This window comes from Escherichia sp. WS1450, assembly GCF_046487395.1.
Lineage (GTDB): Bacteria > Pseudomonadota > Gammaproteobacteria > Enterobacterales > Enterobacteriaceae > Escherichia > Escherichia coli.
The window spans coordinates 161817-183542 of sequence record NZ_JBJQJO010000003.1; the positions used below are offsets into that span (position 1 = coordinate 161817).

A 21726-nucleotide genomic window follows, 5' to 3' on the forward strand; every position below is an offset into this window, starting at 1 on the left:
CGCATCCGGCACGTCGCGTTAATCAATAAACAAGGCGGGAGAAATGCCGAATCGCGTTGCCAGTTTTTTAGCGTGTTCCAGCGTTAATTTCCTCTTCCCGCTCAAAACGCGTGACACCATGGATTTACTGCCAATTTCCGGAAGATCGGAAAGGGTTAAACCATATTGATCCATAAGGGTACGAATCACGGCTATACCGCCAGGCATGGCTTGAGCCATGGCATTAAATTCAGCAAATTCGGGCGCTGATTCTTCCCACGCGGTTATTTTGGCACACACCAGATCCAGCAAGGGATTTTCAGGATCGTTGAGCAGCAGATGATCGACCAGTTCCAGCGCCTGGGCGTATTGTTCCTCGTTCTGAATACCCGCCAGAAAAGGTGCCACAGCAGTTAGCTTTTCTCCTGCTTGCAAGATGTCGGCAATCGCAATCATTTTTTCCCCTTAGTACGATGAACGGCGGTAAAGAAATCGTATTCTTTATGCGTCATAACTTCACGTATGTAGCACTTTTGCGATTCAAAAAAGACCATTGCTACAACACGTAATTCATTGCCCCCGACATTGAAAACATAATGCTTATCCAGATATTTGAAGTTATCCAGAGATGGGAATACTGCTTTTAATGATTCAGGTTTTTTGAAATATCCCTTAGCAATCGTGTTCCCCAGAGCCACCAACTCCGTTTTATGTTGCGGGTATTTTTCCGCAGCATCTTTCAATGCTTTTTGAGTTATCAGGTGCATTCTTCATCACGTCCGTTGACAAATTGGCAATATGATAACATCCGTTGACAGATTGGCAACGAATGAATTTATCTGTGTGACGGAAGAATAAACGTAGAAAAATGCTAAACAAGAGAATGTAGAGGATGGTGACAGGGATTTTTTGTTTTATGGAAACGCGATTCCAGAACTGGGCAGACATTGCCGGATGCGACGCTTGCCGCGTCTTATCCGACCTGGGGGTAATGTGCTGAACGTATGCCAGATAAGGCGTTTACGCCTTATCTGGCAGGTAGCTGCCAATCTTACCGACGACGCCCCAGCTTCACTGCTTTCAGCACCACAAATTTATTATTCGTGGCGATGGTGGTGCAGTTGCCGAAAATCTTCTTCAGTTTATGGAAGTAATCCAGGTGACGGTTGGCAACGATATACAGCTCGCCGTTGATTTTCAGACAGCGGCGGGCGTGGTGGAACATCTCCCAGGCGACGTTATCGGTCAGCGCATGTTGCTGATGAAACGGCGGGTTGCAGAGCACAGCATTAAAGCGGAAAGGCTCCACGCCGGAGAGCGCGTTGTTGATCATAAACTCGCAGCGATCCAACGCCTCTGGCATGTTGGTTTCAACGTTCAAACGGCTGGAAGCAACCGCCATCGGCGATTCATCGACAAACACCACTTTCGCCTGCGGGTTTTTATCAAGCAGCGTCAGACCAATAACGCCATTACCACAACCGAGATCGACAATCTCACCTTCGAGATTCTCTGGCAGATGCTGCATAAAGAAGCGCGCGCCAATATCCAGCCCGGTGCGGGAGAAGACATTCGCATGGTTGTGGATAGTCCAGTCAGTACCTTCCAGTTTCCAGCTAACGGTCTGCGGCGCATCGGCCAGCGGCGGCTCGTTGAAAGTACAGTTAATTAAGCGTGCCTTCTTCCATGCCAGCGTGGTGGTGGTCGGGCCGAGCACTTTTTCGAACAGTTCCAGGGTGGAAGTGTGAATGTCACGGGCTTTGGTACCGGCAATAATGCGCGTATCTGGCGTGACCACTTTGCGCAGCGCGCGCAGTTGCTGTTCCAACAATGCCAGTGTTTTCGGTACTTTGATCAGCACCACTCCCGGCTGTTGCGGGTAGTCAGCGGTGCTGTCGAGAAACTTCACGCTCGACTCATCAATCCCGTTGAGGCGTAAATTCTCGCGCGTCGCCAGTTCGCTGATGTATGAGTCGCCAATGCTGTATGGCTTATGTTCCGCCAGCGCACAACTTAACGCACCAAAGGCATCATTCAGGATCAACACCGGGCCGCGGATTTCTGTGTCGTCCAACTGTTGCAGCAAATATTCATCCGCCGCTTCCCACGCCTGTAGTGGGTTAACGTCATCCGTCGCCGGAAAACGTTGTAGTGTCAGTGAACGGAAACCGTTGTCTAAGTGGCTCATCGGCCCTCCTGAATGATAAAATTTCGACGTTGCCCCTGAAAAGGGTGCGTGAGTATACCCTTTTTCTCTTTTTCGTGGGCGGTTATGAGCAATCTTACTTATCTTCAGGGTTATCCCGAGCACCTACTTTCCCAGGTGCGAACGCTGATTAACGAACAGCGTCTGGGCGATGTGCTGGCAAAACGCTATCCGGGAACACACGACTACTCCACCGATAAAGCCCTCTGGCAATATACTCAGGATCTTAAAAATCAGTTTCTGCGCAATGCCCCGCCGATCACTAAAGTGATGTATGACAACAAGATCCATGTGCTGAAAAACGCGCTCGGGTTACATACCGCTGTTTCGCGTGTGCAGGGCGGCAAGCTGAAAGCAAAGGCGGAGATCCGCGTCGCTACCGTGTTTCGCAACGCGCCGGAACCGTTTTTGCGCATGATCGTGGTGCACGAGTTGGCGCACCTGAAGGAGAAAGAGCATAACAAAGCGTTCTATCAATTGTGCTGCCATATGGAGCCGCAGTACCACCAGCTTGAGTTCGACACCCGGCTGTGGCTAACGCAGTTGTCGCTTGGGCAGGACAAAATCTGAAAATGATGTCAGGCGTTATCTTTTCTTCCTATAGCGCCTAAAATCGACCTCCCCCCTTTCGTTAAGGATAACGACCATGCAGCCCCGCCTTCTTCTCCGTATTTGTTTTTCTCGCCGGACTCTTAAGATTGGCTGTTTATTGTTGCTTATAGCAGGAGCGACCATTTTTATTGCCGATCGCGTTATGGTCAACACCAGCAAGCAGCTGACCTGGAGCGATGTCAACGCAGTTCCGGCGCGTAACGTGGGTTTATTGCTGGGGGCGAGGCCGGGTAATCGCTACTTTACCCGACGTATTGATACCGCAGCAGCGTTGTACCACGCCGGAAAAGTGAAATGGCTACTGGTAAGTGGCGATAACGGACGTAAAAATTACGATGAAGCCTCAGGTATGCAGCAGGCTTTGATCGCTAAAGGCGTACCGGCGAAAGTGATCTTCTGCGACTATGCCGGATTCTCAACGCTTGATTCCGTGGTGCGTGCCAAAAAGGTGTTTGGTGAAAACCATATCACCATTATTTCGCAAGAATTTCATAACCAACGCGCCATCTGGCTGGCAAAACAGTACGGCATCGACGCTATCGGCTTTAACGCGCCAGACCTCAATATGAAGCACGGTTTTTATACTCAGTTACGGGAGAAACTCGCCAGAGTCAGCGCGGTGATTGACGCCAAAATCCTCCATCGCCAGCCGAAATATCTCGGGCCATCGGTCATGATTGGGCCGTTTAGTGAGCATGGCTGTCCGGCGCAGAAATAATGCGTATCTGCGCACGTCGAAGATGAAAAAGGCGTGCTACATTGACGGCAGAATCCCTTTATGGAGTATCCACGCGTTATGATACGTTTCGCTGTGATTGGTACGAACTGGATCACTCGCCAGTTCGTCGAGGCCGCCCATGAGAGCGGTAAATACAAGTTAACCGCCGTATATTCCCGCAGCCTTGAACAGGCCCAGCACTTTGCCAATGATTTTTCTGTCGAGCATCTGTTTACGTCGCTGGAAGCGATGGCAGAAAGCGATGCCATTGACGCGGTGTATATTGCCAGCCCGAATGCCCTGCACTTTTCCCAGACACAACTTTTCCTTAGCCACAAAATTCATGTGATTTGCGAGAAGCCGCTGGCATCGAATCTGGCGGAAGTGGATGCCGCCATTGCCTGTGCGCGGGAAAATCAGGTGGTGCTGTTTGAGGCATTTAAAACCGCCAGCCTGCCGAACTTTCATCTGTTACGCCAGGCACTGCCAAAAGTCGGCAAACTGCGTAAAGTCTTTTTCAACTATTGCCAGTATTCCTCGCGGTATCAACGTTACCTGGATGGTGAGAATCCCAACACCTTTAATCCGGCATTCTCTAACGGTTCAATTATGGATATCGGCTTTTACTGCCTGGCGTCGGCGGTGGCATTATTCGGTGAACCGAAAAGCGTGCAGGCAACCGCCAGTTTGCTGGCAAGCGGTGTGGATGCCCACGGCGTGGTGGTGATGGATTACGGTGATTTCAGCGTTACGTTGCAGCACTCAAAAGTGAGCGATTCTGTCCTGGCAAGCGAGATTCAGGGCGAAGCAGGATCGCTGGTGATTGAAAAACTGTCTGAATGCCAGAAAGTTTGCTTTGTTCCGCGTGGCAGCCAGATGCAGGATCTCACCCAACCGCAGCATATTAATACCATGCTCTACGAAGCAGAGCTGTTCGCTACCCTGGTGGATGAGCATCTGGTGGATCATCCAGGGCTGGCGGTCAGTCGCATCACCGCCAAACTGCTGACCGAAATCCGCCGCCAGACTGGGGTGATTTTTCCGGCAGATAGCGTAAAACAATAATGGTTACCGTAAAGCAGTGTAAAAGGCATGTAACAGACCATTGACTGACTGAATGGTCTGTCATACTTTGTTACCTGCAAAGGGGAGTAACTTCATTGCCGGTCGATCGTCATTACGATGTGTGCAAAACCACATCCGGTCACCGGGCAACCCGAAAGGAATACGCAGACGTATTCCTTTTTTGTTGTAAGTGAGACCTTGCCGGAAGGCGAGGTCTATGCATAAAAAGCAGCGGCTGACGTCTTCCGACGTTGGCCGTTTTTTTATGTGTAAGGAACTTCTATGAATACTGTCGGCACGCCGTTGCTATGGGGCGGATTCGCTGTTGTTGTCGCCATTATGCTGGCTATCGACCTGTTGTTGCAGGGGCGTCGTGGGGCACATGCCATGACCATGAAACAGGCTGCGGCCTGGTCGCTGGTCTGGGTGACGCTGTCGTTACTGTTTAACGCCGCTTTCTGGTGGTATCTGGTGCAAACCGAAGGTCGCGCCGTTGCCGATCCACAGGCACTGGCCTTTCTCACGGGTTATCTGATTGAGAAATCGCTGGCGGTCGATAACGTCTTTGTCTGGCTGATGTTGTTCAGCTATTTCTCTGTTCCGGCGGCGTTACAACGGCGCGTGCTGGTGTATGGCGTGCTCGGGGCGATTGTTCTGCGTACCATCATGATCTTCACTGGCAGCTGGCTGATTTCGCAGTTCGACTGGATCCTGTATATCTTCGGTGCCTTCCTGCTGTTTACCGGCGTGAAGATGGCGCTGGCCCATGAAGATGAATCAGGCATTGGCGACAAGCCGCTGGTGCGCTGGCTACGCGGTCATTTGCGCATGACCGACACCATCGACAACGAGCATTTCTTTGTGCGTAAGAATGGCTTGCTGTATGCCACGCCGCTGATGCTGGTGCTGATTCTGGTGGAATTGAGCGACGTGATTTTCGCCGTGGATAGCATCCCGGCTATCTTCGCCGTGACCACCGATCCGTTTATTGTGCTGACCTCAAACCTGTTTGCGATCCTCGGCCTGCGTGCGATGTATTTCCTGCTGGCGGGCGTAGCAGAACGTTTCTCGATGCTCAAATATGGCCTGGCGGTGATTCTGGTGTTTATCGGTATCAAGATGCTGATTGTCGACTTCTACCATATTCCAATCGCCGTCTCGCTGGGCGTGGTGTTTGGCATTCTGGTGATGACATTTATTATCAACGCCTGGGTGAATTATCGGCATGATAAGCAGCGGGGAGAATGATTCGCTGTATATTAAGCCATTACTAGAGATAACTCATTCCAGACAAAGGTGAGCTATTAATTATGTAATCGGCTTATAGCTCTTTACAAAAAGACCGCACGGGTGTTGGTGGCGTCAAAATCGCCGAAGCGTTCCCTGGAGGCCGGGGCGACGCGCATGGATGCGCGGCGAGGGCGCATCTTACAGGGACGTTCCCTTGCGCCCGACCCGGTAGCCGCAAGGGATAAGCTGAGGGAACCGCGCAGCGGCGATTTTGTTCGCCAGAGCCTGGGGGTGCAGGGGGCGGCGGCGATTGGCCGCCCCCTGCGCGCTCCCTGCGCCAGTGACTTTATATGGCATAACACATTAAAGGAGCGCAACCGTTCTCATATTCCAAATAGTTTTGCCCATATGTTATCTAATCAGCCTTAGTAGCCAGTCCTTCCCTCTGTTTATGTCAAATAAATGTAACCATTAAGTTGCAAAATATGACCTCTCTTTAAAATCCAGCATTTTTCGCTTCCCGAAGCTGTAACTTTCCTTATACTCGACCTTGCAAACACTTTGTTACATCCTGAAAGATGCGTCGACAGAACGCACCAGGGATGTGCGACAACACAATGAAAGGATCGAAAAATGACTACGCAACGTTCACCGGGGCTATTCCGGCGTCTGGCTCATGGCAGCCTGGTAAAACAAATCCTGGTCGGCCTTGTTCTGGGGATTCTTCTGGCATGGATCTCAAAACCCGCGGCGGAAGCTGTTGGTCTGTTAGGTACTTTGTTCGTCGGCGCACTGAAAGCCGTTGCCCCCATCCTGGTGTTGATGCTGGTAATGGCGTCTATTGCTAACCACCAGCACGGGCAGAAAACCAATATCCGTCCTATTTTGTTCCTCTATCTACTGGGCACCTTCTCTGCTGCTCTGGCCGCAGTAGTCTTCAGCTTTGCCTTCCCTTCTACCCTGCACTTGTCCAGTAGCGCGGGTGATATTTCGCCGCCGTCAGGCATTGTCGAAGTGATGCGCGGGCTGGTAATGAGCATGGTTTCCAACCCCATCGACGCGCTGCTGAAAGGTAACTACATCGGGATTCTGGTGTGGGCAATTGGCCTCGGTTTCGCACTGCGTCACGGTAACGAGACCACCAAAAACCTGGTCAACGATATGTCGAATGCCGTCACCTTTATGGTGAAACTGGTCATTCGCTTCGCACCGATCGGTATTTTTGGTCTGGTTTCTTCTACCCTGGCAACCACCGGTTTCTCCACACTGTGGGGCTACGCGCAACTGCTGGTCGTGCTGGTTGGCTGTATGTTACTGGTGGCGCTGGTGGTTAACCCATTGCTGGTGTGGTGGAAAATTCGTCGTAACCCGTTCCCGCTGGTGCTGCTGTGCCTGCGTGAAAGCGGTGTGTATGCCTTCTTCACCCGCAGCTCTGCAGCGAACATTCCGGTGAATATGGCGCTGTGTGAAAAGCTGAATCTGGATCGCGATACCTATTCCGTTTCTATTCCGCTGGGAGCCACCATCAATATGGCGGGCGCAGCAATCACCATTACCGTGTTGACGCTGGCTGCGGTTAATACGCTGGGTATTCCGGTCGATCTGCCCACAGCGCTGCTGTTGAGCGTAGTGGCTTCTCTGTGTGCCTGTGGCGCATCCGGCGTGGCGGGGGGGTCTCTGCTGCTGATCCCACTGGCCTGTAATATGTTCGGTATTTCGAACGATATCGCCATGCAGGTGGTTGCCGTCGGCTTTATCATCGGCGTATTGCAGGACTCTTGCGAAACCGCGCTGAACTCTTCAACTGACGTGCTGTTCACTGCGGCAGCTTGCCAGGCAGAAGACGATCGTCTGGCAAATAGCGCCCTGCGTAATTAATGTTTACCCCCTTTCGTCTACGGCGGAAGGGGTTTTCTCTACTTTAAACGGATCAATCCCCCTTTTCTGCATCCGCCAGAAACGAATGATATTCAGGCCATTCATAAGCAGAAAACTCCCCTCAATCATCGTGCCGCCTATCGACCCCGCCCAGAAGTTGTGAATCACCCAGCAACACGTTGAAAACCACATCACGCAGCGCATGGTCAGCCCTTTACAGCGGAACAGCGCCCAGGTACTGACAATCGTGCCGATAACCGGCAATAGTTCGACAGGATGATGGAACTTCGCGAGGCCAATTCCGCCAGTCAGCACAATAAAAATCGCCATTACCCATAAGCTGCGCGTGCGTAAAGTAATCAGTGTACGAATGGCATTAAGAATGGCACTGGCACCGGCGGGATAGGTACCCAGAAGAAAAAAATGTACGCCAATAACGGCGCTATAGACCGAAAGCTGCTTTTTGAAGCGACGTTCGTCACGATTGAAAAATGTTGTGATACCAATCAGAAAGGCGATGACACCCACGCCCTGGGCCAGCCAATACGCGGTCATGATAAATCCTTAGCAGGTATGGAAAAGCAAACGGCGCTTCACATTATGAAACGCCGTTTTTTATTAACAACTCATTTCGACTTTATAGCGTTACGCCGCTTTTGAAGATCGCCAGTTCGCGGAAGTCGTTACGCTCGTTGCAGGTTTGTTTACCATTGGCAAACTCAACGATGGTGTCGATAAATTCTTCCAACAACTGCGGCATCGCTTTACCGTGGATCAGCTGACCCGCGTCAAAGTCGATCCAGTGTTTTTTCTTCGCCGCCAGTTCACTGTTGGTGGCGATTTTCACCGTCGGCACAAATCCACCATACGGCGTGCCACGACCAGTACTAAACAGCACCATATGGCAGCCCGCACCCGCCAGGGCGCTGGTCGCTACGGCATCGTTACCCGGCGCACTTAACAAGTTCAGCCCCGGCGTTTTCAGACGCTCGCCGTAACGCAGCACGTCAACCACGACACTGGAACCCGCTTTCTGGGTACAGCCAAGCGATTTATCTTCCAGCGTGGTGATACCGCCTGCTTTGTTCCCCGGTGATGGGTTTTCGTAGATCGGCTGGTCATGGGCAATAAAGTACTGCTTGAAGTCATTGACCATGGTGACCAGTTTTTCAAACGTTGCTTCGTCGCGGCAATGGTCCATCAGCAACTGCTCTGCGCCAAACATCTCCGGCACTTCGGTCAGTACGGTAGTACCGCCGTTAGCAATCACGTAGTCAGAGAAACGCCCCAGCATCGGGTTAGCAGTAATACCAGAAAGACCGTCAGAACCACCGCACTCCAGACCAAACTTCAGTTCGCTGAGTTTGCCTGGCTCGCGTTTATCGTTGCGCATCACGTTATACAGCTGATGCAAATGCTCGATCCCGGCCTCGATCTCATCATCCTGCTGTTGGCAGTTCATGAAATGAACGCGTTCAGGATCGATATCGCCCAGCGTTTCACGGAATGCGGCAACCTGGTTGTTTTCACAGCCCAGACCAATCACCAGCACTGCGCCTGCGTTCGGGTGGCGCACCATGTTTTGCAGCATGGTGCGGGTATTAATGTGATCGTCGCCCAGCTGTGAGCAGCCGTAGGTGTGGCTGAAGAGGAACACGCCGTCGGTACCTTCAGCGTTGTTGGTCTCTTTCAGAAAACGGTTCTGGATCTGCCGCGCGATGCCGTTGACACAGCCCACGGTTGGCAGGATCCACAGCTCATTGCGCACCCCGACATCGCCGTTAGCGCGACGATAGATCTGCACTTCACGATCTGCCGCTTGCGCAGGCAGATCCTGAAAATCAGGTTGATAGCGATACTGATCCAGATCGCTCAGATTCGTGCGCGTATTGTGGGCGTGAACGTGTTCCCCCGCCGCAATATCCGCCAATGCATAACCAATCGGCAGGCCATATTTGATGACGTTGGCCCCTTTTGCGATATCCGTTAACGCAAATTTATGTCCACGAGCAACATCCTGGCGCAGCGTAACAGTCTGGTTATCGACACTGACTTCTGTGCCTTCAGCCAAATCCGCTAAAGCGACCGCGACGTTATCCAGCGCATGGATCTTGATGTATTGCATATCAACCCCAGACCTTAGTTCAGTTCAATGGCGAAGTAGTCACGCGCATTGTTAAAGCAAATATTTTTCACCATCTCGCCCAGCAGGTTGATGTCCGCCGGCGCTTCGCCCGCTTCCACCCAGCGACCAATCATCTGGCACAGAATGCGGCGGAAGTATTCGTGACGGGTGTATGACAGGAAGCTACGGCTGTCAGTCAGCATACCGACAAAGCGGCTCAGCAGACCGAGCTGCGCCAGTTGGGTCATCTGACGTTCCATACCGTCTTTCTGATCGTTAAACCACCAGCCGGAACCGAACTGCATTTTGCCCGGCATACCTTCGCCCTGGAAGTTACCGATCATAGTGCCCAGCACTTCGTTATCGCGCGGGTTCAGGCAGTAGAGAATGGTTTTCGGCAGCAGGTTTTCTTCGTTCTGCTTGCTCAGCAACTTAGACAGCTCTTCCGCCATCGGACGGTCGTTGATGGAGTCAAAGCCGACATCCGGCCCCAGCAGTTTAAACTGACGCAGGTTGTTATTACGCAGTGCGCCAATGTGGTACTGCTGTACCCAGCCGCGACGTGCGTATTCAGCGCCGAGGAACACCAGCACCGCAGTTTTGAACTGTGCCACTTCGTGCTCGCTCAGGGTTTCGCCTGCCAGACGGCGCGCGAGGATGCTGTCCAGTTCCGCTTCGTTCGCTTCAGCAAACATCACCACATCCAGCGCGTGGTCAGACACTTTACAGCCGTGAGCGGCGAAGTGATCCAGACGTTTGGTCAGGGCAGTTTGCAGATCAGCAAAGCGGCGGATGTCGGTATCGGAAACTTCGCCCAGCTTCGCCATGTAGTCGTTAAAGGTCGCCTGTTCGATGTTGAAGGCTTTATCAGGACGCCAGCTCGGCAGCACTTTAATGGTGAAAGAGCCGTCTTTGGCGATCTCTGCGTGATGCTCCAGAGAATCGATCGGGTCATCGGTGGTGCCGACCATTTTCACGTTCATCTGCTGCATGATGCCGCGCGCGGAGAAGTTATCCTGCGCCAGCAGTTCATTACATTCGTTCCAGATTTCATCGGCAGTTGACGGAGAAAGCAATTTGCCAGTGATACCAAACGGACGACGCAGTTCGAGGTGCGTCCAGTGGTATAACGGGTTGCCGATAGTGTGCGGAACAGTCGCCGCCCAGGCGTCAAATTTTTCACGGTCAGACGCATCACCGGTGCACAGACGCTCGGCCACACCGTTGGTACGCATAGCGCGCCATTTGTAGTGATCGCCCTTCAACCAGATGTCATACAGGTTTTTAAAACGATAGTCTTCCGCAATCTGCTGCGGCGGCAAATGGCAATGGTAATCGAAAATCGGCTGGTCTTTTGCGTAGTCGTGATACAGACGGCGGGCAAATTCGGTATCTAACAGGAAATCTTCAGTCATAAACGGAGTCATTTTCGTCTTCCTCTCAACGAGTGAGCTAGCTTGCTTATGGTGCGATGCTGACAAAGTTATCACACCAATTTCCAGAGTCCGAAGATATTTTCGTGAGATAGATCAATAAACGTAGTTAAAAAAATTACTCTCAAAGTGGTAAATCTCGCTGCAGGCCGCGCCAGTACTGGCCTCGTTGTCATCAGGTAATGTCCCTACAAATATTCCCACATTTGTGATGGCTCTCACCTTTTAAAGTTGTATGACAAGTTATCTTTCTGCCGTCGCAAATCATAAGTCGACGGAATGCAAATTGCCGATTCATTCATTTGTTAGATGAATCGGGTTAACCGGTACGGAAGCCGAATTAGCACGAAACTTTCATGGCAACGTTCGGGGCGTGCCGGTTTTTTTTCGGTTACCCGGTCGTAACTAACATCTTCAGCCTCTGGCGGGATGATGGCCGCGCTTCCTGCGGATATAACAAAACGATGAGGTTTTACATGCGTAAAATTAAAGGGTTACGTTGGTATATGATCGCACTGGTGACGCTCGGCACCGTGCTTGGTTACCTGACGCGTAACACTGTGGCGGCAGCTGCGCCAACTCTGATGGAAGAGTTAAACATCTCCACCCAACAGTATTCCTATATCATCGCAGCCTATTCTGCTGCTTATACGGTCATGCAACCGGTAGCGGGTTATGTACTGGATGTGCTGGGTACGAAAATCGGTTACGCAATGTTTGCTGTACTGTGGGCCGTATTCTGTGGTGCAACCGCGCTGGCAGGTAGCTGGGGTGGCCTGGCGATTGCTCGTGGTGCGGTCGGTGCCGCGGAAGCAGCGATGATCCCGGCGGGTCTGAAAGCCAGCTCCGAATGGTTCCCGGCGAAAGAGCGTTCCATCGCAGTAGGCTACTTTAACGTAGGTTCTTCTATTGGTGCGATGATTGCGCCGCCGCTGGTTGTATGGGCAATCGTGATGCACAGCTGGCAGATGGCATTTATCATCTCCGGTGCATTGAGCTTTATCTGGGCAATGGCATGGCTGATTTTCTATAAACATCCGCGCGACCAGAAGCATCTGACCGATGAAGAACGCGACTACATTATTAATGGTCAGGAAGCCCAGCACCAGGTGAGCACGGCGAAGAAAATGTCCGTTGGTCAGATCCTGCGTAACCGTCAGTTCTGGGGTATTGCACTGCCGCGTTTCCTGGCAGAACCGGCCTGGGGTACTTTTAACGCGTGGATCCCGCTGTTCATGTTTAAAGTTTACGGCTTTAACCTGAAAGAGATCGCGATGTTTGCCTGGATGCCGATGCTGTTTGCTGACCTCGGTTGTATCCTCGGTGGTTACCTGCCGCCGCTGTTCCAGCGTTGGTTTGGTGTTAACCTGATCGTTTCTCGTAAGATGGTCGTAACGCTGGGTGCTGTGCTGATGATTGGCCCGGGTATGATCGGTCTGTTCACCAACCCGTATGTCGCAATTATGCTGCTGTGTATCGGTGGTTTTGCTCACCAGGCACTGTCTGGCGCGCTGATTACGCTCTCTTCTGACGTGTTCGGTCGTAACGAAGTGGCAACGGCAAACGGTTTAACCGGGATGTCCGCATGGCTGGCAAGTACGCTGTTTGCGCTGGTTGTCGGTGCACTGGCTGACACCATCGGCTTCAGCCCGCTGTTCGCAGTTCTGGCAGTATTTGACCTGCTGGGTGCGCTGGTTATCTGGACGGTGTTGCAGAACAAACCGGCGATTGAGGTGGCGCAGGAAACACATAACGATCCTGCACCGCAACATTAAGGCTTCGTGTAAGTTTTAGTTTCCCTTCAAAGCCGCCTTCTCAGGCGGCTTTTTCATCACTGTGAGTAGAGCTAAACTCGCAAAAGTGGTATAACAAATATAGTCTGCCGTATCATGCCTGGAGCGCATATGGAAATCACTGAACCACGCCGTTTGTATCAACAACTTGCCGCTGATCTGAAAGAGCGCATCGAACAGGGCGTCTATCTGGTGGGTGATAAACTGCCTGCTGAGCGCTTTATTGCCGATGAAAAGAACGTCAGCCGTACGGTAGTTCGTGAAGCCATCATCATGCTGGAAGTTGAAGGCTATGTGGAGGTGCGTAAAGGTTCAGGTATTCACGTGGTTTCCAACCAGCCGCGTCATCAGCAGGCGGCGGACAATAATATGGAATTCGCCAATTACGGTCCGTTTGAGTTGCTCCAGGCTCGCCAGCTCATCGAAAGTAATATTGCCGAGTTCGCGGCAACTCAGGTAACGAAACAGGACATCATGAAACTGATGGCCATCCAGGAGCAGGCGCGCGGCGAACAATGCTTCCGTGATTCCGAGTGGGATTTGCAGTTCCACATTCAGGTAGCCCTGGCGACGCAGAACTCCGCCCTGGCGGCTATCGTTGAAAAAATGTGGACCCAACGTAGCCATAACCCGTACTGGAAAAAACTACACGAACACATTGATGCCCGTACTGTCGATAACTGGTGCGATGACCACGATCAGATCCTCAAGGCGTTAATTCGCAAAGATCCTCATGCTGCCAAGCTGGCAATGTGGCAGCATCTGGAAAACACCAAAATCATGTTATTTAACGAAACCAGCGACGATTTCGAGTTCAATGCCGACCGCTATCTGTTCGCAGAAAACCCGGTAGTGCATCTCGATACGGCCACCAGCGGCAGCAAATGAAATTTCCATCCGACAGGCGCTGCAATGCGCCTGTTTGCTTCGTCGGTAAGCGAAAAGTATAAAGTGTCAGCCTGTGTAAATCCTCTCGCCACCCTCCCCTGCAATCAGCAAAATCAGACTCCACGGACATGTAATTTTGATAACGAACAACGTTGACCTTTGTTACAATTAGATTCAATTTGAATTTATGCTTTTGAATGCTTTCTTATCTCACGATTTAACAGGGAATAGTTCAGGCTGTGTTGATGTATCAAACCCGCAAAACATACCAAAACAGCAATAACATTGCGGTAGTGCATCTTTTAAAACCAGCGTGGCGTTAACCGATTCACCAGGAATAATGAATGGAACTTTTGACCCAATTGCTGCAAGCCCTGTGGGCGCAGGATTTTGAAACCTTGGCCAATCCGTCGATGATTGGCATGTTGTATTTTGTCTTGTTTGTAATTTTGTTCCTTGAAAACGGCTTGCTTCCGGCGGCCTTTTTACCGGGCGACAGTTTACTGGTGTTGGTCGGCGTATTGATTGCGAAAGGCGCGATGGGCTATCCGCAAACGATTCTGCTGCTGACCGTTGCCGCCAGCCTCGGTTGCTGGGTCAGCTATATTCAGGGGCGATGGCTGGGCAATACCCGCACCGTACAAAACTGGCTATCTCATTTACCCGCGCATTATCATCAACGCGCACACCATCTTTTTCATAAACACGGTTTATCGGCGCTGTTAATTGGTCGCTTTATTGCATTTGTCAGAACACTGCTGCCGACGATTGCCGGATTATCAGGGCTGAATAACGCGCGCTTTCAGTTCTTCAACTGGATGAGCGGTCTGCTGTGGGTATTGATCCTGACAACTCTGGGTTACATGCTCGGCAAAACGCCGGTATTTTTAAAGTACGAGGACCAGCTGATGTCATGCCTGATGCTGCTCCCGGTGGTGCTTCTGGTGTTTGGCCTGGCAGGTTCTCTGGTCGTGTTATGGAAAAAGAAATATGGAAATCGGGGGTAAGGGATGCAAATACCTCGCATGTCGCTTCGCCAGCTAGCCTGGTCCGGCGCTGTTTTACTTCTGGTCGGCACACTGTTGCTGGCCTGGTCCGCGGTTCGCCAGCAAGAGTCTACGCTGGCGATTCGTGCCGTTCATCAAGGGACAACGATGCCAGACGGTTTTTCAATCTGGCATCACCTTGACGCTCACGGCATTCCTTTCAAAAGTATCACCCCCAAAAATGACACTCTGTTAATTACCTTTGACTCCAGCGACCAGAGTGCCGCCGCAAAAGCGGTCCTCGACAGAACATTGCCCCATGGCTACATCATTGCACAGCAGGACAATAATAGTCAGGCTATGCAGTGGCTGACCCGGTTGCGGGATAACTCTCATCGCTTCGGATAACTTCCTGTTATCCGAAACATATCACTGACTTTGGTGATTTCACCGTAACTGTCTATGATTAATGAGGCGGTGGTTAACACTACCGCTTCGTTGTCTGGACAATCGTTCCTTTGTAATAGGTCCGAATCACAATGGAAGGTTCAAGAATGAAATACCGCATCGCTTTAGCTGTTTCTCTTTTTGCTCTTAGTGCCGGTAGTTATGCCACTACCCTGTGTCAGGAAAAGGAGCAAAATATCCTTAAGGAGATCAGCTATGCCGAAAAACACCAAAACCAGAATCGTATTGACGGTCTGAATAAAGCCCTGAGTGAAGTCCGGGCCAACTGTTCAGATAGCCAGCTGCGTGCCGATCATCAGAAGAAAATCGCAAAGCAGAAAGATGAGGTGGCGGAACGCCAGCAAGATTTAGCCGAGGCGAAGCAAAAAGGCGATGCCGATAAGATTGCCAAACGCGAACGGAAACTGGCAGAAGCGCAGGAAGAGCTGAAAAAGCTGGAAGCGCGCGACTACTAACTCACAATAGTCACTACTTACTCACCTGGAGAAAACTATGTCGAAAGAACACACTACGGAACATCTGCGTGCTGAGTTGAAATCCCTTTCCGATACGCTGGAAGAGGTGCTTAGCTCATCTGGCGAGAAGTCGAAAGAAGAGTTGAGTAAGATTCGTAGCAAAGCGGAGCAGGCACTGAAACAGAGCCGTTATCGCCTGGGTGAAACCGGTGATGCCATTGCCAAACAAACCCGTGTCGCGGCAGCGCGTGCCGATGAGTATGTGCGTGAAAACCCGTGGACGGGCGTGGGCATTGGCGCTGCAATCGGTGTAGTGCTCGGCGTTCTGCTGTCGCGTCGTTAATTATGGCGGACACTCATCACGCGCAAGGGCCCGGTAAAAGCGTTCTGGGCATCGGGCAGCGAATTGTTTCCATCATGGTTGAAATGGTGGAAACACGTCTGCGGCTGGCGGTGGTGGAGCTGGAAGAGGAAAAAGCGAATCTCTTTCAACTTTTACTGATGCTGGGCCTGACGATGCTTTTCGCTGCATTTGGTCTTATGAGCCTGATGGTGCTGATTATTTGGGCGGTTGATCCGCAATATCGCCTGAATGCGATGATTGCCACCACCGTGGTGTTGCTGCTACTGGCACTGATTGGCGGTATCTGGACGTTACGTAAATCGCGTAAATCCACCCTGCTGCGCCACACGCGCCATGAGCTGGCAAACGATCGGCAGCTGCTCGAGGAGGAGTCCCGTGAGCAGTAAAGTCGAACTTGAACGACGTAAGGCGCAACTGCTGAGCCAGATCCAGCAACAACGGCTGGATCTTTCCGCCAGTCGTCGTGAATGGCTGGAGGCAACAGGCGCTTACGATCGTCGCTGGAATATGCTGCTAAGTCTGCGCTCCTGGGCGCTGGTAGGCAGTAGCGTGATGGCGATCTGGACGATTCGCCATCCTAATATGCTGGTCCGCTGGGCCAGACGCGGTTTTGGCGTATGGAGCGCCTGGCGTCTGGTGAAAACGACCCTCAAGCAGCAACAACTTCGCGGTTAACTTCCCTCTGGCCGGAGCCATTCCGGCCTTATCCCTCAAATTTTTTGAAGATTTTTGACAGTTTTCCTTGCTAACATTCATCATTCACCACGTTTATGATTCTCTCCATCGACAGCAACGACGCTAATACCGCGCCCTTGCACAAAAAAACAATCAGCAGCCTGAGTGGCGCAGTGGAGAGTATGATGAAAAAATTAGAAGATGTTGGTGTACTGGTAGCGCGCATTTTAATGCCGATTCTGTTTATTACCGCTGGCTGGGGAAAAATTACTGGCTACGCGGGTACCCAACAATATATGGAAGCAATGGGCGTCCCGGGTTTTATGCTGCCGCTGGTGATTCTGCTTGAGTTCGGTGGTGGTCTGGCAATCCTGTTCGGTTTCCTGACTCGCACCACTGCCCTGTTTACTGCGGGCTTTACGCTGCTGACGGCATTTTTATTTCACAGCAACTTTGCTGAAGGCGTCAACTCGCTGATGTTCATGAAAAACCTGACAATTTCTGGCGGATTCCTGCTGCTGGCAATTACCGGTCCGGGCGCGTATAGCATCGACCGCCTGCTGAATAAAAAGTGGTAAGCACGCGCTATACTTAATGATAAAAAACGAGGAGGAAGCTCCTCGTTTTTGCTATTGGAGGAGAGAAATATGGGTCAACTGATTGACGGCGTCTGGCATGACACCTGGTACGATACCAAATCTACCGGCGGTAAATTTCAACGTTCAGCTTCCGCATTTCGTAACTGGCTCACTGCCGATGGCGCGCCAGGCCCCACTGGCACAGGCGGTTTTATCGCAGAGAAAGATCGTTATCATCTCTATGTTTCACTCGCCTGCCCGTGGGCGCACCGCACGCTGATCATGCGTAAACTCAAAGGACTGGAACCGTTTATTTCCGTTTCCGTAGTGAACCCGCTGATGCTGGAAAACGGCTGGACCTTTGATGACAGTTTTCCGGGTGCAACCGGCGATACACTCTATCAACATGAATTTTTGTATCAGCTTTATCTCCACGCCGATCCACACTACAGCGGACGAGTTACTGTTCCCGTACTCTGGGACAAAAAGAACCACACCATCGTCAGCAACGAATCAGCGGAAATCATCCGCATGTTCAATACCGCGTTTGATGCGCTGGGCGCGAAAGCGGGTGATTACTACCCACCAGCCCTGCAAACGAAAATTGACGAACTTAACGGCTGGATTTATGACACCGTTAACAACGGCGTGTATAAAGCTGGTTTTGCCACCAGCCAGCAAGCTTACGACGAGGCGGTGGCGAAAGTGTTTGAATCGCTGGCGCGACTGGAGCAGATTTTAGGCCAGCATCGTTACCTGACCGGCAATCAGCTAACCGAAGCCGATATTCGCCTGTGGACCACGCTGGTCCGTTTTGATCCGGTGTATGTGACCCACTTCAAGTGTGATAAGCACCGCATCAGCGATTACCTGAATCTGTACGGTTTTCTGCGCGATATCTACCAGATGCCGGGGATCGCCGAAACTGTCAATTTCAATCACATCCGTAATCATTACTTCCGCAGCCATAAGACCATCAACCCTACGGGGATTATTTCAATTGGTCCGTGGCAGGATCTCGATGAACCGCATGGACGAGATGTTCGCTTCGGTTAAAAAAAGGCACCTTACGGGGTGCCTCTGATTATTAGCTAAGTGCATGTTGTTCATGTCGGATGCGGCGTGAACGTCTTCTCCAACCTACAAAACGTTTATATTCAATATGTTACAATGCCGCGTAGGCCAGATAAGCGTAGCGCATCTGGCGATTTTGCGCTTGTCATCAGTCTTAGCGCGCCTTCACGGCACTTTATTAATTCCTTGAACGAATATTTACTGCCATTTCATTCACGTCTATTCTTAATTTGCTGCTTTAAAAACAAGTGATTGAGCAAAATTGAGGCAAAAATGGACTGGTATCTGAAAGTACTAAAAAATTATGTCGGTTTCCGGGGTCGTGCGCGGCGCAAAGAGTACTGGATGTTTATTCTGGTCAACATCATCTTTACGTTCGTGCTGGGGCTGCTGGATAAAATGTTAGGCTGGCAACGTGCCGGTGGCGAAGGCATCCTGACGACAATCTACGGTATTCTGGTGTTTTTACCATGGTGGGCAGTTCAGTTCCGCCGCCTGCACGACACCGACCGCTCGGCGTGGTGGGCACTGCTATTCTTAATCCCGTTTATCGGCTGGCTTATTATCATCGTCTTTAACTGCCAGGCGGGTACGCCAGGCGAAAACCGCTTTGGACCTGATCCAAAACTGGAACCTTAAAACAAATCTCCTCGCCGGATGTCTGACTCATCCGGCTTTTATCATTATGTTGATGAATGAATAATTTACTAATGTTTATTTAAAATATTTCAATGTCGTTATATAAATTACATATAAAAAATAACCATGTATTTATCTTAAATATCAAAACCTTTATAACATCCGAAAAAGAAAGATACGAATAGCATTTACACAATACCCGGAATAAACTTTCGTCACTTTTAATTAAAGGGATGTTTTTATGCAGTGGTATTTATCCGTATTAAAAAATTATGTTGGTTTCTCTGGTCGCGCACGTCGTAAAGAGTACTGGATGTTTACTCTGATTAACGCCATCGTCGGCGCTATTATCAATGTCATTCAATTGATTTTAGGTTTAGAGTTTCCGTTCCTTTCTCTCATTTACCTGGCAGCAACAATCATTCCGGTCATTGCTCTGTGCGTTCGTCGTCTGCATGATACTGACCGTTCAGGTGCGTGGGCGCTTCTCTATCTGGTACCGATCATTGGCTGGTTAGTTCTGTTTGTATTTGCCTGTTTAGAGGGCAATTCTGGCAGCAATCGTTACGGAAACGATCCGAAGTTTGGTTCAAATTAATATTAAAATTGGGGCGATATTTCGCCCCTTTTTATTAACAATAACAAATATTATTTTCCGCTAAAAAGTTTGGGAATTTCCCGCAGACACCAGGATTTCGCTTCCCCCATACTGTCACGACGCCAGGCCATAATAATATCGATCTCGCTGGTCGATTCTGGGCTGACGACACGCAACCGCCCTTCCGCGATATCTTTTTCGACCATCGGATACGGCATCGTCGCCACGCCAAGCCCCGCCAGTAATGCCTGACGTTTATCTTCAATCGTGCTCACCGTTAAACGCGGCTGTTTGTCCAGTAGCTGTACGGTCAATACCGGGCGCTCACGAGCGGTATCCGCCACCGCAATTCCACGATATTTCACGCGCGTCACTTCAGATAACGGTTCCGGCTCCTGATGAATCGGGTGATCAGGCGCGGCAACGTAGACGTTCATTAACGTATAGAGCTTGCGCGAGTTGATCTCCGACGAGGAACGAAAATGCATATCCGGCGCGATAACGATATCCGCCCGCCCCTGCTCCAGTCGTTCCCACGCCCCCGCCAGCACTTCGGTGATGATTGCCAGTTGGGTATTGGCTTTTGCCGCCAGTTTGTCAATTAACGGGAAAAAGGCAGGTGTCGGTACCAGCGCCTCGGTCACAATGGTGAGATGCGTTTCCCAACCGCGCGCGAGGGCTTCCGCATCGGTAGTCAGTTTATCTGCGGCTTCCAGCAAAACGCGCCCTCGCTCCAGCAACATCCTCCCGACATTGGTGAATTTGGTGCGATGGCCCGAGCGGTCAAACAGCACCACATCCAGCTCTTCTTCCAGTTTTTGCATGGTGTAGCTAAGTGCGGAAGGCACGCGTCCCAGCTCATCCGCCGCCGCCGCAAAACTGCCCCGGCGATCGATCGCATCCATAACCCGTAGTGCTTCCAGCGTTAATGCCCTTTCTTTGGCCATTTCGTTCTCATTCAGGAAATTTGAACATACCGGGCAGAATATCTGGCTAACAATGTAGCGTCCAGCCCCTTACCATAAAAGGAAGTAAAGAGAGGTCAAGAATTATGATTACTACCCGAACTGCCAGGCAGTGTGGACAAGCAGACTACGGATGGTTGCAGGCCCGGTATACTTTTTCCTTTGGACACTACTTCGACCCGAAATTGTTAGGCTATGCCTCCCTGCGCGTGCTTAACCAGGAAGTGCTGGCCCCAGGTGCCGCCTTTCAGCCGCGAACCTATCCCAAAGTCGATATTTTAAATGTGATTCTGGATGGAGAAGCAGAGTATCGCGACAGCGAAGGCAATCATGTTCAGACCAGCTCCGGTGAGGCGTTGCTGCTCTCTACCCAGCCGGGTGTCAGCTATAGCGAACACAATCTCAGCAAAGACAAACCGTTAACGCGAATGCAGCTTTGGCTGGATGCCTGCCCGCAGCGAGAGAATCCGCTGATTCAAAAGCTGGCGCTTAATATGGACAAGCAGCAATTAATCGCCTCGCCAGAGGGTGCGATGGGAAGCCTGCAATTACGCCAACAAGTGTGGCTGCACCATATCGTGCTCGACAAAGGCGAAAGTGCGAATTTCCAGTTGCATGGGCCACGCGCGTATTTGCAATCGATTCACGGGAAATTTCATGCGCTTACGCATCATGAAGAGAAAGCGGCGCTAACCTGCGGTGATGGGGCGTTTATTCGTGACGAGGCTAACATTACGCTGGTTGCCGATTCCCCACTGCGCGCTTTGCTGATAGATTTGCCTGTCTAGTTGTTTTTACAGGGAGATGATGATGAGTAAAAAATCGGCCAAAAAGCGTCAGCCAGTGAAGCCCGTGGTGGCGAAAGAACCTGCTCGCACCGCCAATAATTTTGGCTATGAAGAGATGTTGAGCGAGCTGGAAGCCATCGTCGCGGATGCTGAAACGCGTTTAGCCGAGGATGAAGCTACCGCGTAAAGACAGGTGCCGGATGCGGCGT

Annotated in this window: 28 protein-coding genes; 21 read left to right on the plus strand and 7 right to left on the minus strand. The window is 51.1% G+C overall.

Annotated elements, in window-relative coordinates; all coding sequences use genetic code 11:
- Nucleotides 1-18 precede the first annotated feature (18 nt).
- The 3 genes from higA to rlmG all read right to left on the minus strand — a co-directional run bounded on the left by higA (nt 19) and on the right by rlmG (nt 2167).
- Entirely contained in the window at nt 19-435 is a 417-nt protein-coding gene (gene higA / locus ACJHYR_RS04950; protein ID WP_000560253.1) for a type II toxin-antitoxin system antitoxin HigA, read from the minus strand.
- Entirely contained in the window at nt 432-746 is a 315-nt protein-coding gene (gene higB, locus ACJHYR_RS04955) for a type II toxin-antitoxin system toxin HigB (RefSeq protein ID WP_000550189.1), read from the minus strand. Before higB ends, higA begins: the two co-directional genes overlap by 4 nt.
- Nucleotides 747-1030: 284 nt before the next feature.
- On the minus strand, nt 1031-2167 hold the full coding sequence (gene rlmG, locus ACJHYR_RS04960; RefSeq protein WP_000018677.1) for a 23S rRNA (guanine(1835)-N(2))-methyltransferase RlmG: 1137 nt from the start codon (nt 2165-2167) through the stop codon (nt 1031-1033).
- Between the two features lie 84 nt (nt 2168-2251).
- On the opposite strand from rlmG, the gene ACJHYR_RS04965 reads away from it, so the two are divergent.
- The 6 genes from ACJHYR_RS04965 to sstT all read left to right on the plus strand — a co-directional run bounded on the left by ACJHYR_RS04965 (nt 2252) and on the right by sstT (nt 7688).
- Nucleotides 2252-2755, plus strand: coding sequence for a M48 family metallopeptidase (locus ACJHYR_RS04965; RefSeq protein WP_001309773.1), 504 nt, complete (start codon nt 2252-2254; stop codon nt 2753-2755).
- Nucleotides 2756-2831: 76 nt separating this feature from the next.
- Nucleotides 2832-3515, plus strand: coding sequence for a vancomycin high temperature exclusion protein (locus ACJHYR_RS04970; RefSeq protein WP_001183054.1), 684 nt, complete (start codon nt 2832-2834; stop codon nt 3513-3515).
- 78 nt (nt 3516-3593) lie between these two features.
- Complete coding sequence (locus tag ACJHYR_RS04975; protein ID WP_001315023.1) at nt 3594-4580, plus strand: Gfo/Idh/MocA family protein; 987 nt, start codon at nt 3594-3596, stop codon at nt 4578-4580.
- A 282-nt stretch (nt 4581-4862) separates the two neighbouring features.
- On the plus strand, nt 4863-5828 hold the full coding sequence (alx, locus tag ACJHYR_RS04980) for a TerC family membrane protein Alx (RefSeq protein ID WP_001098805.1): 966 nt from the start codon (nt 4863-4865) through the stop codon (nt 5826-5828).
- Between the two features lie 108 nt (nt 5829-5936).
- Nucleotides 5937-6239, plus strand: a complete 303-nt coding sequence (locus ACJHYR_RS04985) for a hypothetical protein (RefSeq protein ID WP_410233087.1) — start codon at nt 5937-5939, stop codon at nt 6237-6239.
- Between the two features lie 204 nt (nt 6240-6443).
- Entirely contained in the window at nt 6444-7688 is a 1245-nt protein-coding gene (gene sstT, locus ACJHYR_RS04990) for a serine/threonine transporter SstT (protein WP_000211655.1), read from the plus strand.
- Between the two features lie 3 nt (nt 7689-7691).
- On the opposite strand, the gene ACJHYR_RS04995 is transcribed toward sstT, so the two are convergent.
- The 3 genes from ACJHYR_RS04995 to uxaC form a co-directional block, all read right to left on the minus strand.
- Nucleotides 7692-8243 (minus strand): YgjV family protein, encoded by a 552-nt coding sequence (locus tag ACJHYR_RS04995; protein WP_000128138.1) that lies wholly within the window; start codon nt 8241-8243, stop codon nt 7692-7694.
- 82 nt (nt 8244-8325) lie between these two features.
- Entirely contained in the window at nt 8326-9813 is a 1488-nt protein-coding gene (gene uxaA, locus ACJHYR_RS05000) for an altronate dehydratase (protein WP_001586285.1), read from the minus strand.
- 14 nt (nt 9814-9827) lie between these two features.
- Nucleotides 9828-11240, minus strand: coding sequence for a glucuronate isomerase (uxaC, locus tag ACJHYR_RS05005; protein ID WP_000187442.1), 1413 nt, complete (start codon nt 11238-11240; stop codon nt 9828-9830).
- Between the two features lie 482 nt (nt 11241-11722).
- Here uxaC and exuT point away from each other — a divergent pair, with 482 nt between their 5' ends.
- The 13 genes from exuT to ACJHYR_RS05070 all read left to right on the plus strand — a co-directional run bounded on the left by exuT (nt 11723) and on the right by ACJHYR_RS05070 (nt 19764).
- The gene (gene exuT, locus ACJHYR_RS05010) at nt 11723-13021 is read left to right on the plus strand and encodes a hexuronate transporter ExuT (RefSeq protein WP_001226463.1); all 1299 of its coding nucleotides are present in this window, start codon (nt 11723-11725) and stop codon (nt 13019-13021) included.
- A 129-nt stretch (nt 13022-13150) separates the two neighbouring features.
- Nucleotides 13151-13927 (plus strand): transcriptional regulator ExuR, encoded by a 777-nt coding sequence (gene exuR, locus ACJHYR_RS05015; RefSeq protein ID WP_000406487.1) that lies wholly within the window; start codon nt 13151-13153, stop codon nt 13925-13927.
- A gap of 239 nt (nt 13928-14166) precedes the next feature.
- Nucleotides 14167-14250, plus strand: a complete 84-nt coding sequence (gene yqiM / locus ACJHYR_RS05020) for a hypothetical protein (protein WP_212735802.1) — start codon at nt 14167-14169, stop codon at nt 14248-14250.
- A gap of 21 nt (nt 14251-14271) precedes the next feature.
- Nucleotides 14272-14934, plus strand: coding sequence for a DedA family general envelope maintenance protein YqjA (gene yqjA, locus ACJHYR_RS05025; protein ID WP_000422149.1), 663 nt, complete (start codon nt 14272-14274; stop codon nt 14932-14934).
- 3 nt (nt 14935-14937) lie between these two features.
- A complete protein-coding gene (gene mzrA, locus ACJHYR_RS05030) occupies nt 14938-15321 on the plus strand; it encodes an EnvZ/OmpR regulon moderator MzrA (protein WP_001166760.1) in 384 nt (127 codons plus the stop codon).
- Between the two features lie 146 nt (nt 15322-15467).
- Nucleotides 15468-15836 (plus strand): DUF1090 family protein YqjC, encoded by a 369-nt coding sequence (gene yqjC, locus ACJHYR_RS05035; protein ID WP_001295543.1) that lies wholly within the window; start codon nt 15468-15470, stop codon nt 15834-15836.
- 37 nt (nt 15837-15873) lie between these two features.
- The gene (locus ACJHYR_RS05040) at nt 15874-16179 is read left to right on the plus strand and encodes a YqjD family protein (protein WP_000031415.1); all 306 of its coding nucleotides are present in this window, start codon (nt 15874-15876) and stop codon (nt 16177-16179) included.
- Nucleotides 16180-16181: 2 nt separating this feature from the next.
- On the plus strand, nt 16182-16586 hold the full coding sequence (locus ACJHYR_RS05045; RefSeq protein WP_000785722.1) for a phage holin family protein: 405 nt from the start codon (nt 16182-16184) through the stop codon (nt 16584-16586).
- Nucleotides 16576-16875 (plus strand): YqjK-like family protein, encoded by a 300-nt coding sequence (locus ACJHYR_RS05050; protein WP_000095939.1) that lies wholly within the window; start codon nt 16576-16578, stop codon nt 16873-16875. The genes ACJHYR_RS05045 and ACJHYR_RS05050 overlap by 11 nt, the downstream gene beginning before the upstream one ends.
- 185 nt (nt 16876-17060) lie before the next feature.
- A complete protein-coding gene (locus ACJHYR_RS05055) occupies nt 17061-17453 on the plus strand; it encodes a DoxX family protein (protein WP_000732240.1) in 393 nt (130 codons plus the stop codon).
- A 69-nt stretch (nt 17454-17522) separates the two neighbouring features.
- Entirely contained in the window at nt 17523-18509 is a 987-nt protein-coding gene (yqjG, locus tag ACJHYR_RS05060) for a glutathionyl-hydroquinone reductase YqjG (RefSeq protein ID WP_000531202.1), read from the plus strand.
- A gap of 291 nt (nt 18510-18800) precedes the next feature.
- On the plus strand, nt 18801-19166 hold the full coding sequence (locus tag ACJHYR_RS05065) for a DUF805 domain-containing protein (RefSeq protein WP_000384145.1): 366 nt from the start codon (nt 18801-18803) through the stop codon (nt 19164-19166).
- Nucleotides 19167-19407: 241 nt separating this feature from the next.
- Entirely contained in the window at nt 19408-19764 is a 357-nt protein-coding gene (locus ACJHYR_RS05070; protein WP_001198802.1) for a DUF805 domain-containing protein, read from the plus strand.
- Nucleotides 19765-19814: 50 nt separating this feature from the next.
- On the opposite strand, the gene yhaJ is transcribed toward ACJHYR_RS05070, so the two are convergent.
- Nucleotides 19815-20711 carry a DNA-binding transcriptional regulator YhaJ gene (yhaJ, locus tag ACJHYR_RS05075; protein ID WP_001041010.1) on the minus strand — a complete coding sequence of 299 codons (897 nt, stop codon included), beginning with the start codon at nt 20709-20711 and terminating at the stop codon, nt 19815-19817.
- A gap of 104 nt (nt 20712-20815) precedes the next feature.
- On the opposite strand from yhaJ, the gene ACJHYR_RS05080 reads away from it, so the two are divergent.
- Complete coding sequence (locus ACJHYR_RS05080) at nt 20816-21517, plus strand: pirin family protein (protein ID WP_000633599.1); 702 nt, start codon at nt 20816-20818, stop codon at nt 21515-21517.
- A gap of 22 nt (nt 21518-21539) precedes the next feature.
- Nucleotides 21540-21704, plus strand: a complete 165-nt coding sequence (gene yhaL, locus ACJHYR_RS05085) for a protein YhaL (RefSeq protein ID WP_001306007.1) — start codon at nt 21540-21542, stop codon at nt 21702-21704.
- Nucleotides 21705-21726 lie beyond the last annotated feature (22 nt).